This window comes from Rhodococcus sp. ARC_M5, assembly GCF_022810405.1.
GTDB lineage: Bacteria > Actinomycetota > Actinomycetes > Mycobacteriales > Mycobacteriaceae > Rhodococcoides > Rhodococcoides navarretei.
On sequence record NZ_JALGQE010000011.1, the window covers coordinates 55,593 to 70,446 of the forward strand.

Genomic DNA, 14,854 nt, shown 5'->3' on the forward strand with positions numbered 1-14,854 from the left:
GGGTCTCCTCGTCGTGGGTGCGTCTACTCGGCATCTGCTGTGCCTGCCCAGGCCGACCAGAGACGCGCATACCGGCCGTCTGCTGTCACGAGGTCGGAGTGGGTGCCGGATTCCACGACACGACCGTGCTCGAGCACCACGATCGTGTCGGCGGATGCGGCCTGCGTCAGTCGGTGTGCCACGATCACCGTGGTCCTGCCTTCGGTCGCTGCCGCTGCGGCCTCTTCGAGCATGCGAGCTCCACTGCTGCCCGCCTCCGCGGTGGCTTCGTCCAGAATCGCCACGGGAGGATCGGACAACACCAGTCTTGCCAGTGCGAGCTGCTGCCCCTGGGACGCGCTGAGCGGGTGACCGTTCTCCCCGATGCGGGTGTCGAGACCGTCCGGCAGAGCCCGGACCCAGTCGGCGGCGCGGACCCGCCCGAGGGCATCCCACAGATCGGTATCGTCCGCATCGGCGTTCGCCAACCGCAGATCGTCGGCGAGAGGACCGGCGCTGACGTGGACGTCCTGCGACAGGATCGCGACATGTCGCCGGAGACGATCGGGTCCCAGGTCTCGTAACGGCATGCCGCCCAACGTGACCGAGCCGCTGTCCGGTTCGAGGGAACCGGCCGCGAGAAGCGCGGCCGTCGTCTTTCCGGCACCGGTCGAACCGACCACCGCCAGCGTCTGTCCCGCTGGAACGGTGATCGTGACTCCGTGCAGAACATCACCGCCGGTGGCGTACGCGAAGGTCACGTCGGACAGCTCCACTGTGGCATCGCGCGGCTGGGCATCGGTGCCTTCCGATCGCGTCGACGCCATGTCCGCCACGCCGACCAGACGGTTGAGACTGGCACCGGCGGACTGGATGTCGTCGAACAGGAACAGCACCGTGCCGAGCGGATTGAACAGGCGGTGGAACATCAGCGTTGCGGCGGTGACCGCGCCGAGAGATACCGAATCGCCTCGCACCAAGAAGAATCCGGTGCACAAGATGATGGTCAGGCCCACCAGTTCGGCGCGGTTCTCCTTACCGACGAAACGGGTCAGCAGCGTGAACGTCGCGATCGAGAAGTCTCTGGCTCGTTCGGACTCCGTCTCCACCGTCGCGATGGCGTCGTCCTCGCGCCTGTACGCACGCACCGTCCGAGCACCTTGGATGTTGCTGATCAGTGCCTGTGAGCGATCACCCATCGCGGCCCGTTCGGCGGCATAGAGAGGACCGCTGCGCGGTAGATACCAGCGAAGTGCAATGACGTACAACGGCAATGCCAAACAACCGGCAATGCCGAGACGCCAGTCGATGCCGTACATCGTGACCACCGACACTGCAATCAGCAGCGCCGCGTTCACGACGGCGGGCAGGACCCCGGTGACGGCGCGAGTCACTTGGGAGACGTCATCGCTGATCCGCGAGAGCACATCTCCGCGACCTGCCCGTTCCACCGTTCGGGTGGGAAGGGTGAGAACCCGACCGACCACGTGTTCGCGAAGATCCGCAACCACGCCCTCGCCCAGTTTCGCCACGAGGTAGGCCATCAGTCCGGCGAACACCCCGTTGACGATCGCAGCGATCATCACCAGAACCACCACCATCACGATCCGGCCGGCCGGCGCGCCCGCGACCACCTCGTCGACGAGGCGACCGAGAATCACAATCGGGGCCAGAGCCGATACGGCAGAGACGATGCCGACAAGGGGAGTGACCGTGACGAGTCCGGGCCGGGTCGCGAGTTGCCCTCGCAGCCACGACCACGATCGTCCGGCCTGTGCGATGGGCAGACGGGTGTCCTCGGTCATCGCAGCACAGCCTCGGCGTAGTCGTCGGCCCGTTCGAGAAGAACGGAATGGGGCGCGTCCGCCGCAATTCGGCCGTCGCGTAGCACCACGACCCGATGGGCGACGGACAACAATGCGGGACTGCTGGTCACGATGATCGTCGTCTTCGGGGTCTGCACGGCGGGCCCGTGACGAAGCGTCGCGATGCCCCGAGCGACGGCGTGTTCGGTCACCGAGTCCACCGCCGTCGTCGGCTCGTGCAACACCAGCACGGCAGACTCCGCGAACAGGGCCCGAGCCAGAGCGATTCGTTGTCGTTGCCCCCCGGACAGATTCGCGCCACGCTCGGTCAATCGCTGTTCGAGTCCGTCTGCATGGGTTGCGACTATCTGGTCTGCACCCGAGGCTCGGAGTGCTTCAGCGAGGCTGTGGTCCGTATGCCCACGTCCAGCGGTGATGTTGTTCTTCACGGTGTCTGCGAACAAGTCCGAGACGTGCGGCTCGACCACGATCGACCTCCGAACCTCGGAGAGCTCGATGTCCTGGGTGGGGGTGCCGGCGAGCAGAACGTCGCCGGCGATGTCCGCGGGCGATACTTGGCCGGACAGGACCGCCACGATCGACTCCGCATCCTCGGGCCCGTAGGCCAGAATTGCCACGATCTCCCCCGAAGCGATATGGAGGTCGAGCCCCTGCAGGGACCGGTGCGCAACACCGCGAAAGGCGAGATCGAGCCGCTGTCCAGTGACGCGCTCGGTGCCGTGGTTCAGAATTCGCTCTGCTCCGAGTACCAGGGCAACGCGATCGGCGGACGCCCGTGCGCGGGCGATGATCGCGGGGGTCGAGGACAGCACACCCAGCGGCTCGATGAGGAACTGCGCCAGACCAACGACGGCAATCAATTCGCCCACGGAAATTCGTCCGGTGAGAGCGAAGTAGCCGGCAAGCCCGGCGACGGTCGCCGCAACCACCGCGCTGACACCGGTGGTGATCCCCAGTTGTGTCGCCAGCGATCGCGCCGTGAGCAGTGCTGCCCGAAGGGCTTTCGTGCTCGCACGCCGGTAGCGCGTCGCCGCTTCGGTTTCCGCACCGATACCTTCGATCGATCGATGCCCACTGACCAGGTCGGTGGCGAGTGCGGTCGCCTCGGCGACCGTCCGCTGTTGTTCGGCCGCGCGCCGCGTCACGCGCGGTGCCACGAGCTGAAGAACGGCGACGAAGACCGGGGTGCCGACGAAGATGGCCAGCCCCAGCGGGACGTCGATGACCATCAGCGCAACGGCGGTGGCGATGACCGCTGTCGCTGCGGCGGCAATGCGCGGGAACAGATCCAGGAACCACGCCGACTGTTCGGCATCGGTACTGGAGATGGTCAGTAACTCACCACCCCGCAGAGTGGTGTCCAGGCCCCTCGGGTCGAGAATTCGACCGGTGACCTCCATTCGGATGCGATGTGCCTCATGCTGTAGGGCAACGTTCAGGAACCGCATTCCGAACTGGTAAGCCGTTGTCAGACAAACAAACAACGCTGCGAGTCCGAGGATGGACACGACGAACCATGGGACGTCGCCCGAGGTGATCGCCGAGTCGATGATCCACCCCAGGGTGATCGGAACTGCAGTCTCGGCCAGTTGGTGGATGCAGATCAGTACGGTTCCGATGCTCACTCGGCGCACGTTGCGCGTCAGTGTTCGACGGACGATGCGCACGCCGGTCATGGTGTCCTCCATGTCGGCTCTCATGCCGTGGGCGTGAGATAGCCACCGCCGGTCACGAAATGGTCCAGCGCATCGAGATCGTCCCCGCCGTCCGTGCGCACTCGGTCGATGACGAGTCCGTGGTTGGTACCGCGATGGGCGTCGGGACCACAGACGATCACCATCCCGGTGCCTTCCTTGATGAATATCCGGCCTGGCGTTCCGCCGTAGATGCCGTCCGAGACATGAGCGGCGATGATCCGAATCCGTTGGCCTTTGTGGAAGGTGTACGCGTTGGGGTATGGATCGGACATTGCCCGCACCAGCCTGTCCAGGTCCTCGGCGGACCAGGTCCAGTCGATGCAGCTGTCCGATTCGTGACGTTTGTGGAAGAAGGTTCTTTTCGACAGATCCTGCGGCGTCCACGTGGCCGTTCCGGTCTCGATGCGCTCGAGCGCATCCAGCAGCACCTCGGGAATCAGTTCGATCGTCGCCTCGACGAGGTCGGTGGAAGTGTCGGTCGGTCCGATCGGAACGGACCGCTGGGTGATGACGTCGCCGGTGTCGAGTTCTCCGTCCATTCGGTGTGCAGTCAGTCCGGTCTCGGCGGCGCCGCTGATCAATGCCCAGATGACAGGAGAGAACCCGGTGAACGCGGGCAGCAGCGAATCGTGCAGGTTCACCGTTCCGTGCCTGGGCATCGCGAAGATCTCCGGAGGCAGCCAGGTCCGCCAGTTGTTGGCGACGATGATGTCCGGTGCCCACTGTCGAAGTCGGTCCACCAATGCCTCGTCGGGCCGCTTCGCCACATGCACCTCGATGCCGTGATCCCGTGCGAGATCCTCGACGGAGTCAGACCAAATGCTCTCGTACGCTTGCCCACTGACTGGATGTGTCACCACCGCGACCACGTCGTGGTGTGACTTCACCAGCGTCTCCAAAGTCTTGTGACCCCAGGTCTGAAAACCGAACAGCACTACCCGCATTGGCTCATCTCCGTGTCTTTGCTCCGGCGAGTGACATCCTCACCTTGTTCCGGCCACCGAGGTCTTCCGTGCACAGCGAACCCCCGGCCAATGGTTAGGCTAACCTACCATCAACCGGCTCGGGTCGATCGTGTCGGCGGTGCCGTGATTGAAGGTGTCGAAGTCTGGGCACAGACAAGACATGACCGACAACGCAAAGCTCACAGTCGAACGGACCATCGAAGCTCCTGTCGACGCCGTATTCGATGTTCTCTCCAATCCCGAGCGGCACCAGGCGCTCGATGGGTCGGGCTTCGTACGCAGCGTGGATCACGCCGACCGGATTCAAAAGGTCGGCGAAAAATTCACGATGAACATGCAGGGCGATCACATGGGCGGCGAATACCAGACCGACAACCACGTCACCGGCTACATCAAGGACAAGCTGCTCGCCTGGAAGACCGCACCCGCCGGCAACGAGCCTCCCGGCTGGGAGTGGCTGTGGGAGTTGGAGTCTCAGGGCCCCAACGAGACGCTGGTTCGCCATACCTACGACTGGTCCAAGGTCACGGACAAGAAGCTGCTCGAGCAGATCAAGTTCCCCCTGGTCACCGAAGACCAACTGAACGACACACTCGCTCGACTGGCAGTCGAAGCGACGTCCTGATTTCGGGCCGCACTTCTATGGTCAGCCGAAGAACGCTGTGCAATCGAGACTTTCGATCGGCATCCAGCGTCGAGGAACGTCTTTCGATGTAGTCGCGGCCGACAGATCGACTCCACGGACGGCCAACGCCGACGTCGGCATCTGATCGACGATCAGACTGATGGCGTAGGTAGCGGCCGTCACGTGGAGGCAAGGGTCGATTCGGCCGGAGCACGTGCACGATGCTTCGGTGCTGTCTGGGACCGGCGGCAGCTTGTTCGCGACGAGTTCGGCGTGGACCTCGTCGGGCAGGTCACCGCTGGTTGCACTGCCGGGCGTGTGGCGGGCGAGGATGCGCAGCACGGACTTCCGTTCGATTGCCGTATATCGGGGGAGTGCAAGCACGGCAATCTCGCTCCTCTTGCCTGCGGACACGACGCAGCGAAACTCGCCGATGTTGTTGTGGTCCATGGACACTGCATCATTGCGCACCAGGCTGCGTGCTCGCGGGAGCATCGGATTCGGCCGGGTGACAGTAATGGGCTCGACTCGGCGGACCCATTCTCTACCCCACGGCGTCGATCCGAAGCCCGCAAGTTGCGGTGTGGTTACCATCAGCGCGACACCGCCCTCAGCGACAACGTCTCGCGCAGAGTCGCATCGTCGAGCGCGGCGAGAGCCACCTCGTTGTTGCTCTCGGTCAAACCAGCGATCGCCTCTTTCCTGGTATGGAGTGAAGCGATGTGCTCCTCCAGTGTTCCCTCCGTCGTGAGTGCCATGACCGTCACTCGCGACTTCTGCCCGATGCGATGAACCCGGTCGGTGGCCTGCGCTTCGACGGCGGGGTTCCACCATCGGTCGTAGTGAATCACCGTGCTGGCACGGGTGAGATTGAGGCCGTACCCCGCCGCCCTCAGACTGAGAACCATCACGGGGGATCGATCGCTGTTCTGAAATTCGTCGACCATCCGGTCGCGCTCGTCGACGTCGAGACCGCCGTGAAAGAACGGAATCGGGACCCCGGTGAGGCTTTCGAGATGCTCCGCCAGGATCTCCCCGGTCCGGCGGTACTGAGTGAACACGAGTGCAGCCTCCGAGGAATCGGCGAGTTCCTCGACGATGTCGGTGAGCCTGTCGAGTTTGCCGGAGCGATCGGCCAACCGAGACAGGTCACCGTTGACGAGCCCAGGGTGGTTGCAGATCAATTTGAGCGAGGTCAGCAGCGCCAGCACTGCCGACCCTCGGCCCCGGCTGGTGCCGAAGCCGGTATCGAATGCTTCCTCGACGGCCGAGTTGTACAGCGTCACTTGCTCGTTCGATATCGGGCACAGGACGTCCATGTGGTGTTTCGGTGGTAGGTCTGTCGCGACCTCGGCTTTCGTCCGGCGAAGGACGACCGGTGCGAGCGCGCTCGACAGCTGTGCGAGTGCGGCCGCCGAGCCTCCCTGCTCGACGGGTGCCGAGAATCGTCGGGTGAATCGAGCCCGGGTTCCGAGCAATCCGGGATTGGTGAGATCGAGCAGAGCCCATAGTTCGTCCATGCGGTTCTCGACGGGCGTGCCGGTCAGGGCGATGCGAGTGGTGGACTTCAGCCGACGCGCCGCTCTCGCTATTTTCGTCCGGGAGTTCTTCATGACGTGCGCCTCATCGAAGAACACTGTGTTCCAGGCTATTTCACTCAAACGGTCTGTGTCCGTGCGCAGGGTGGGGTACCCGGTGACGGTCACCGCGCCTGCGTGGGAGCACTGCTCGAGTGCTCGGGACGGTCCGCGGTACACGTTGACGATCAGTTCGCCGTCGGAGAAGTTCTCGATCTCTCGTCGCCAGTTGCTGATCAACGATGTCGGGCACACAATGAGATAGCTGCCCTCGCCTCGCCGTGCTCCGACGATCATGTGTGCAATGGCCTGGAGTGTCTTCCCCAGCCCCATGTCGTCGGCGAGAATTCCGCCGCCTCCGACCTCCTGAACGGTCGGCATCCAGGCCGCACCGTGCACCTGGTAGGGCCTCGGAGTGAAGGCCGACGCATGTTCGAGCAGACGGTTCTGCATGTGCAGACTGGCGCGGAGTGCGTCAACGGCACCATATGCCGTCACCACGCTCGACCCGCCGGGGTTGGGAACCGCGTGCGCCGCAGGCGGAAGTGCATCGACGAGCGCTCGCGGAACCCCACTCACGTCCGGGTTGTGCTCGAGGTGATCAAGGATTTCCAACCATCCGTGTGCCGACAGATCTTCCGCAGAGCCGGCTGCGGTTCGGAGCTCGCGACTATTCGCTCCCACGAGGTGCGCACCCACAGTGCGCACGGCGATGGTTCCGTCCGCGCCGGGAACCGCGAGCTCGATGGGAGTGGACTCTCCTGCAGGCGTCGCCCCCGGTGTGCTGTGCCAGACGGCGAAACAATGACGGTGCGGTAGATAGGTGACGTGCGGAGCTGGGTCTGTGTCGGCGGTCGAAAGCATGCACCCTCCGGCGAAGTTCGCTGCCTCGGCCAGGTCCGAGGCTGCCAACACCGTACGCCGTCCGGTTGCTTCTCGCCGCATCCGATCGCGTTTGACAATTCCGAAAATTGCTGTCCTGCAGTGCTATCGAGCGCCATCCCGCATGATGGATCGGATCAGGATTGCTCTCGAGAACACCACCACGTCGTCCGGCCACCCACCGTTCCGCGCGTCATCGGCGCACCACATCGAGGGCAGGCCGCATCCGTTTTCCGGAACGGAATGATCTCCCCGGTGTGTACACCACCCTTCTTGATCGCCGATCTGATCGCGCGGCGCAGAACAACGCGCAGTTCGTCGAGCTCGTCCGTGGTGAGCGTCTTGGCCCGCCTGGACGGGGATTGTTCGCTCTGCCAGAGCACCTCGTCGGCCAGTAGATTGCCCACGCCCGCAATCGCCGCTTGGTCGAGCAGACGTGCCTTGAGAGGCGCACCGCTGGAACCGATTCGGTGACGGAAGTCGTCGCGCGTGATCTCCGCCGCGTCCGGACCGAGAGCGTCGATGTCGGGTTCGAGTCGAACCCGGCCGAGGCGGCGCTTGTCGAACAGTCGAAGCTGCCCACCGTCGTCGAACGTCATGGAGAACCGTGTCCACTCCGGCTTGTCGGTCGGACGCTCACCGACATGAGGGTCGCCACCCCCGTACTGCGACGTCCGCTCCCCGTCGGGAGCGGTGACAATGACGCGTCCACCCATGCCGAGGTGAATGCCGAGGGTCGGACCGCTGGAGCCGTCGGCCGTGACGGTTTCGCACCACATCGCTTTGCCGCGCCGACGCGCCTCGGTGAGCTTCCCGCCCGTCAGTGCACGGGCGATATCACCCGGCATGTGCGGTCGGCACTCGAACGTGTCGGTGTCGTCGATGCTGACAATGACGCGACCGAGAGCTTTTTCGACGACCTGTCGGGCGTTTTCGACTTCGGGTAGTTCCGGCATGGCTCCGGAGTACCCAATTCGTCGGCACTATGCGCGGGTACCATTATCGGTCATTCGACTCGTTCGTCGTCTCTCTCAGGCACCGCCAGAGGCCCAAGTTCCGCGTCGAGCACCTTCTGCACGACGCGCATCGCCGCCAGTGCGGCAGGCGCACCGCAGTACCCCGCCGTGTGGATGACGGTTTCGGCGGTGTCGACAGATCGTGGCAGGGGTTTCGAGCGGAACGCAGGCGGAGGCGAACTCGGCTACGGATCGATCTGTTCGGTGTCCGAGCGCGGAGCATCGTGATCAGGTGGAGTGATCCCACGCTCGCGTGGTGAGCCCATGAAGGCCGATCCTCCGACAGCACTGTCGATTCCGTGAAAGCGACCGCGCCGCATCCGCGAGCGAAGTATGCGAGCAATGACGACGAAGAGTCCCAGAACGACGGCGAAGCCGGCGACTACGGCAATCAGCGCCAACGATGTGTGCATGACGGCCTCCGATCCTGATCTTCGGTAACCCTACGGGTCGCTGACAATTATCAGGCATGGGACCGGCTCGGGTGATGGAACCAGGACAGAGGTATCTGTCGATCTGCTCAGCGCAGAGAAACCGGCCCACCGTCACGGTCGTCGCGTGAAGGCTGTGTGTCGTCGGAGACTTGTTCTGTGCGAGTTGCTTCGAGGAACAATTGAAGAAAGGAAGAATGCGCGCCTCTTTCCTGGGCGGGCCGTCTCTCTCGGGGGTCTTCCGATGCCTTCGACATAGCGATTCGCGTTCCTCCCGTGTCGGCGAACAACAGTCTCAGATTCTGAATAGTTAAGCAACTGAGACTGTGAGTACAACGCGCGGCACAAAGTGGGCGACCCACGAGATGTGGCGTCGCCGAGGCATCTCGGGTTCGAGCAACGGCATCGATGGCGACGTGGGTCCGATCGCTGTTCGCAGTCGATTCGCGGCCCGTTGGCTACATTCCCGCGGCGGTGGGCGGTTCGATCAGCATCCTCTTGATCACCTTGCCGGTCGCGGTTCGGGGCAGTTCGTCCAGGAAGGTGATGTCGCGGGGAACGCAGAAGCGGCTCAACCGATTTCGAATGTAGGCACGCACCATGTCCGCATCGAGGCCGGCCGATCCGCGACCGACGACGAATGCGGCCAATCGCTGCCCGTATTCAGGGTCGGACACACCGACGACCGCGACCTCGCCGACCTGAGGAAGATTGGCGATGGCATCCTCGACGGGGCCGGGAAAGACGTTCTCGCCTCCGGAGATGATCATTTCGTCGTCCCTGCCGCAGACGAACAGCCGTCCGTTGCAATCGATGTAGCCGAGGTCGCCGGTATCCATCAGGGCAGCTCCGCGGGCGGACGCCGTGGGGGGCGGTTCGGCGTTGGTATAGCCGTCGAACAGCATGTCGTTGCCGACGAATATTCGGCCGAGGATTCCCACCGGAACGGCAGTGCCGTTCGCGTCGAGTACCGCGACCGTCGTACCAAGAGGAGGGCGTCCGGCGGTGGCGGGGGCTGCGCGCAGGTCGTCGGGGGTAGCGATCGTGGCCCACGAGACCTCGGTGGAACCGTAGAAGTTGTACAGCACGTCACCGAAGACCTCCATGAAGCGGCTGACGGTCGATCCGGTCAACGCGGACCCGCTGCACGCGACGACCCGCAGGCTCGAGGTGTCGTAGCGTGATCGAACCTCGTCGGGCAGGTCGAGAAGTCGCTGCAGCATGATCGGAACCGCGATCAACGAAGTGCAGCGGTGTGTTTCGATGGCGCGTAGGCATTCTTCGGGGTCGAATCGATCCTGGAGAACCACCGTCGCGCGGAGTGGTGTGCTGATCTGCAGCGCCGCCAATCCCCAGCTGTGGAACATCGGTGCCGCGATCAACATCCGCTCGTTCATCCGAAGTGGCATTCGAGACAGCATTGCCGCGACGGTTCCGAAGCCCTTCGGAGTGGGACGAACCGCCCCCTTCGGTGCCCCGCTGGTCCCCGAGGTCAACACGACCACCGAGCCGGGCCGATCCGGCCTGGTGAACGTGGCGGACGGCGCTGCGACGTAATGTTCGAGGGTGCGCCGACGCGGAACGGCGGTGTGAGACGACAGGCTGACGCGGGTGACGTCGTCCGGTAGGTAGCGCACCATCGGGTCGAACTCGTCGTCGACGAACAGTGCTCGGAGTTGGTGGCGGGCGGCGATGGTTTCGATCTGGCGCGCCGCGAGACCGGTATTGAGAAGGACCACCTCCACTCCGAGCATTCCGCATGCGACGGTGCACTCGATCATCGCGGAGTGATTGCGGGCCAGGATCCCCACGGTGCTTCCCGGACTGATTCCGGATGCGTCGAAACCTGCTGCGATGCGATGCGCTCGGTGGTGGATCTCGGCAAATGTGCGGGTTCCCCGGTCGTCGATCACGGCGATCTCGTTCGGTGACTTCGCAGCCGCGGCAGCGAAACCACCTCCCAGGGTGAAGCCCCACTTCGCCAGCGAGTTCAGCTGCCGATACGCGCGGTCGGGACGTGCGGCCCGGATGACGCCGGTCCCCACCATCGTCTTCATGATTGCCAGCGGTAGCGACCGGGAGTCTCCGGTGTTCGACACGAATGACGTCGGGGTACCGGACAGAGAATTGTCCAGTCTGGCCAGACCGCCCATCACCCACTCGATCACAGCGCGATTGTGTTCGGGTTGGGGTGAGTAGGACCCGGCCAGGCCCGCTCTGAACACCGTGACGTCGATCTTCGTCTCGCCGGCCGAGCGGGCAGTGAGGGTGAACCTGATGAATCCACCGGACTCGACATGCTCGATGGTGATGATCGGCCGGTTTCGTCTGTTCACCACCAGGTCGAGGGCGTGCTCGACACCGCCGACTCCGCATCGGTAGCCGTCCGTGGCCTCACGGAGAATGCAGTAGTCGAGCCCGGGGAAGTAGCGCGGGTACAACTCGACCGCGCTCAAGACCCCGCATACCTGCTCGATGTCGTGTGCGAAGACCGTGCTGCAGTCGATGACGTCCGAGACCATGCCCCAACCCCCGTGCCTTGCCGAGCCGACGGCAACGCCGACTCAGCACCGACCAGGGGATGGCGGCGCGCACCTGAAACGGGACATCCGCCTGGATGAAGTCGCCATCGTAAACCCAAATCACGGTTGTCGGGGCAAAATCAGCCGAACTCTTCCGGTCGGATGCGTGAAAGTTTCAGAGTTGAATGCCCAGCGACCACGCGAACACCGTGTAGGCGGCGAGAGTGATCAATGCGATGGCGATCAGATTGAGCCAGAAACCGCCCCGCATCATCTGACCGATCGTGATGTAGCCACTGGCGTAGGACACCGCATTCGGCGGAGTCGCCACAGGCAACATGAACGCACAGGTTGCTGCCAGTGCGACGGGGACGGTCAGGACCAGAATATCGATGTTCATGCCCATCGCGACGCCACCTGCGACCGGTAGGAAAGTCGCGGCCGTCGCGGTATTGCTGGTGATCTCGGTCAGGAAGATGATTGCGGCCGTGGCGATGACCACCAACATGACCAGCGGAATCGTGTCCAGACCGCCCGCAACGCTACCGATCCACTCCGTAAGGCCGCTGGACTCGAACTGGGCAGAAAGCGCGAGCCCGCCGCCGAACAGGAGCAACACGCCCCAGGGCAGCTTCACGGCGGTCTCCCAATCGATGAGGCGCACGCCCTTGTTGCTTCCGCTTGGGAGCAGGAACAGAAGCAGCGCCGCAGTCATGGCTATTCCGGTATCGGAAATCGGGGCATCTTCGAAGATCAGCGGAACACCCACCCAGGACGCGGCCGCAAGACAGAAGATGACCGCGACCCGGATTTCACCCTGGGACATTCTGCCGAGGCCGTCGAGTTCGCCTCTGATCAGCTGTTTGCCACCGGGTATGTCGTCGATCTCCGGCTTGAACATCACGTGGGTCAACAGGAACCAGGCGATCACGAGAAGGATCACGGCGAGCGGAACTCCGGCGATCATCCATTGCAGGAACCCGATGGTGATTCCCTGACCCTCGAGGTAGCCGACCAGCAAGGTGTTGGGCGGGGTGCCGATGATGGTTCCGAGGGAGCCGATCGACGCCGCGTAGGCAATACCGAGCATCAGTGCGGTGCCGAAATTGCTTTTGATGACGGCCTGAGTGATGGTCTCGGCGTCCGGGGTCGTTTCATCGTCGGAGCCGGGAACAGCTCCGGCCTTCTTGCCGATGTCGAGTACCAGTACGAGGACCGAGACACCGATCGGAATCATCATCACAGCGGTGGCCGTATTCGAAACCCACATCGACAGAAAGCCTGTTGCGATCATGAACCCGGCGATCACCATCGTGGGCTTCGTGCCCATGGCGTTGACCGTCAGCAGCGCGATGCGGCGATGCAGATTCCACCGTTGCATGGCCAGCGCCAACAGGAACCCGCCCATGAACAGAAAGATGATGTTGTTGCCGTACGAGGCACCGACATCGTTGACGGCGACGCCGGAATCGAACACCGGAAAGACCACGAGGGGTATCAGGGCGGTTGCAGGGATCGGAACGGCCTCGGTCATCCACCAGATGCCCATCAATACCGCAGTGCCCGCGGTCAACCGCGCCGGGTGAGCCACGTCCTCGGGAAGCACCAGATAGACGAGAACCGCCAGCGCGATACCGGCACCGAGCCCGACCCACTGGCGGGTGCGGCGACCGGGTTGCACCTCGGCTTCTCGTTCGCCGGCCGATCTCCGATCGACTTCGTCGAACTCGTGGCCTTCGGATGTGGGCCCGGCCTTCGCGTCGTCGCCGATCTGCGTCATGGGACCTCCTCGGTGTGGACGTCTCATCACCCTAACCAATGAATTGTCCAGAAAGTCCGAATCGGCGCGCGGCGCTACCGGGCGATGTCGGGCTTGTTCACCGCCGCATCGTTGTCCAGGACCGGATCCCACACGTCGCCGGGAAGATCGCCCGGCAGGTGACTGTTGCCGCGTCCGACGAACTTGTCGTCCCGACCTTCACGCCGCATGGCTTCGAAGTCCGCCAAGGCACCGAAGGCCCATTTGCCCAGCAGCGCAATGGCTACCAGATTCACGGTGGCCATCGCGGCCATGGCGACGTCCGCCAGCGCCCACACCGTCGTCAGCGCGGACAGTGAGCCGAAGCCGATGGCCGCAAGCACAATGGTGCGCAACAGATTGAGGAGCTTGCCCTCGACGCCGAGAAAGTTGAGGTTCACTTCCGCGTACGAGTAGTTCCCCAGGATCGACGAGAATGCGAATGTGAAGATCAGCAGCGTCATCGGAATCGTCGTCCACGTTCCCAGTTGAGCGGAGATCGAATCCTGGGTCAGGACCGCGCCGGCCACGCCACTCGGGTTGCCGATGTCGTAGACGCCCGAGACCAGAATGATGAATGCCGTTGCGCTACAGATGACGATGGTGTCGAAGAAAACTCCGAGCGACTGGATCAATCCCTGCTTCACCGGATGCGACACCGTCGCGGTCGCTGCGGCGTTGGGTGCACTTCCCATACCTGCCTCGTTGGAGAACAGTCCGCGCTTGACTCCGTTGAGCATGGCCGCCAAGATTCCGCCGGTAGTGCCACCGATCGCTTCGTTCAGGCCGAATGCGCTGGAGACGATCTGACCGAACACCGTCGGAATCTCACCGAGGTTCATCGCAACGATCACGAGCGCGAGAAGTACGTAGACCACGGCCATGACAGGCAGCACGTACTCGGCCACCCGCGCGATTCGCCGGACACCACCGAAGAGGATCGGAGCGGACAGCACCACCAGGAACACTGCGATCCACCCCGCGTCGATGTTCATCGTGGACGAGAACGACTCGGTGATGGTGTTCGCCTGCACCATGTTGAATGCGAAGCCGAACGCGAAGATGAGCAGGCACGCGAAGACGATTCCCCAGCGACGCGAACCCAGGCCCAGTTGGATGTAGTAGGCGGGGCCTCCTCGGAAGCTGCCATCGGGATTACGCACCTTGTACATCTGCGCCAGAGTCGCCTCGATGAACGCCGTCGCCATACCGACCACCGCGACGAGCCACATCCAGAAGATTGCGCCGGGTCCACCGAGGGTGATCGCGATGGCAACACCGGCAATGTTTCCCGTACCCACCCGGGAAGCGAGACCGACGCAGAATGCCTGGAAAGCGGAGATGCCGCCTTCCGCGTCCGAACGAGATCCGCCGATTGCCTTGAACATCGACGGCAGCAGTCGAACCTGAACGAACTTGGTGCGGACGGTGAAATACAGTCCGACACCGATCAACAAGTAGATGAGAAATACGCTGTACAGACGATCTGCCAAGAAGTCGATTACTGAACTGACGGTATCCACGGTGCCATCCTGT

Annotated in this window: 11 protein-coding genes; 1 reads left to right on the plus strand and 10 read right to left on the minus strand. The window is 63.4% G+C overall.

Features of this window, described 5'->3' with window-relative positions:
- Nucleotides 1–23: 23 nt before the first annotated feature.
- Genes MTX34_RS17460 through MTX34_RS17470 form a run of 3 tightly spaced genes read right to left on the minus strand, consistent with a single transcriptional unit; the run spans nucleotide 24 to nucleotide 4,446 of the window.
- A complete protein-coding gene (locus MTX34_RS17460; protein ID WP_243596121.1) occupies nucleotides 24–1,784 on the minus strand; it encodes an ABC transporter ATP-binding protein in 1,761 nt (586 codons plus the stop codon).
- Nucleotides 1,781–3,481: an ABC transporter ATP-binding protein gene (locus MTX34_RS17465; protein WP_243596122.1), complete on the minus strand. Its 1,701-nt coding sequence runs from the start codon at nucleotides 3,479–3,481 to the stop codon at nucleotides 1,781–1,783. Before MTX34_RS17465 ends, MTX34_RS17460 begins: the two co-directional genes overlap by 4 nt.
- A 20-nt stretch (nucleotides 3,482–3,501) precedes the next feature.
- Entirely contained in the window at nucleotides 3,502–4,446 is a 945-nt protein-coding gene (locus MTX34_RS17470; protein WP_243596123.1) for a methionyl-tRNA formyltransferase, read from the minus strand.
- 181 nt (nucleotides 4,447–4,627) lie between these two features.
- On the opposite strand from MTX34_RS17470, the gene MTX34_RS17475 reads away from it, so the two are divergent.
- Nucleotides 4,628–5,092 (plus strand): SRPBCC family protein, encoded by a 465-nt coding sequence (locus MTX34_RS17475; RefSeq protein WP_243596124.1) that lies wholly within the window; start codon nucleotides 4,628–4,630, stop codon nucleotides 5,090–5,092.
- A 21-nt stretch (nucleotides 5,093–5,113) separates the two neighbouring features.
- Here the strand turns inward: MTX34_RS17475 and MTX34_RS17480 are convergent, their stop codons facing one another.
- From MTX34_RS17480 to MTX34_RS17510, 7 genes are all read right to left on the minus strand, one after another.
- A complete protein-coding gene (locus MTX34_RS17480) occupies nucleotides 5,114–5,542 on the minus strand; it encodes a hypothetical protein (protein ID WP_243596125.1) in 429 nt (142 codons plus the stop codon).
- A gap of 143 nt (nucleotides 5,543–5,685) precedes the next feature.
- A complete protein-coding gene (locus MTX34_RS17485; RefSeq protein ID WP_243610238.1) occupies nucleotides 5,686–7,533 on the minus strand; it encodes a DEAD/DEAH box helicase in 1,848 nt (615 codons plus the stop codon).
- Nucleotides 7,534–7,688: 155 nt separating this feature from the next.
- Nucleotides 7,689–8,507, minus strand: coding sequence for an Fpg/Nei family DNA glycosylase (locus MTX34_RS17490; RefSeq protein ID WP_243596127.1), 819 nt, complete (start codon nucleotides 8,505–8,507; stop codon nucleotides 7,689–7,691).
- A gap of 245 nt (nucleotides 8,508–8,752) precedes the next feature.
- A complete protein-coding gene (locus tag MTX34_RS17495) occupies nucleotides 8,753–8,980 on the minus strand; it encodes a hypothetical protein (protein ID WP_243596128.1) in 228 nt (75 codons plus the stop codon).
- A 476-nt stretch (nucleotides 8,981–9,456) separates the two neighbouring features.
- A complete protein-coding gene (locus MTX34_RS17500; RefSeq protein WP_243596129.1) occupies nucleotides 9,457–11,520 on the minus strand; it encodes an AMP-binding protein in 2,064 nt (687 codons plus the stop codon).
- Between the two features lie 175 nt (nucleotides 11,521–11,695).
- Nucleotides 11,696–13,300, minus strand: a complete 1,605-nt coding sequence (locus MTX34_RS17505) for a DASS family sodium-coupled anion symporter (RefSeq protein WP_243596130.1) — start codon at nucleotides 13,298–13,300, stop codon at nucleotides 11,696–11,698.
- 74 nt (nucleotides 13,301–13,374) lie between these two features.
- Entirely contained in the window at nucleotides 13,375–14,841 is a 1,467-nt protein-coding gene (locus tag MTX34_RS17510; protein WP_243596131.1) for a sodium:alanine symporter family protein, read from the minus strand.
- Nucleotides 14,842–14,854 lie beyond the last annotated feature (13 nt).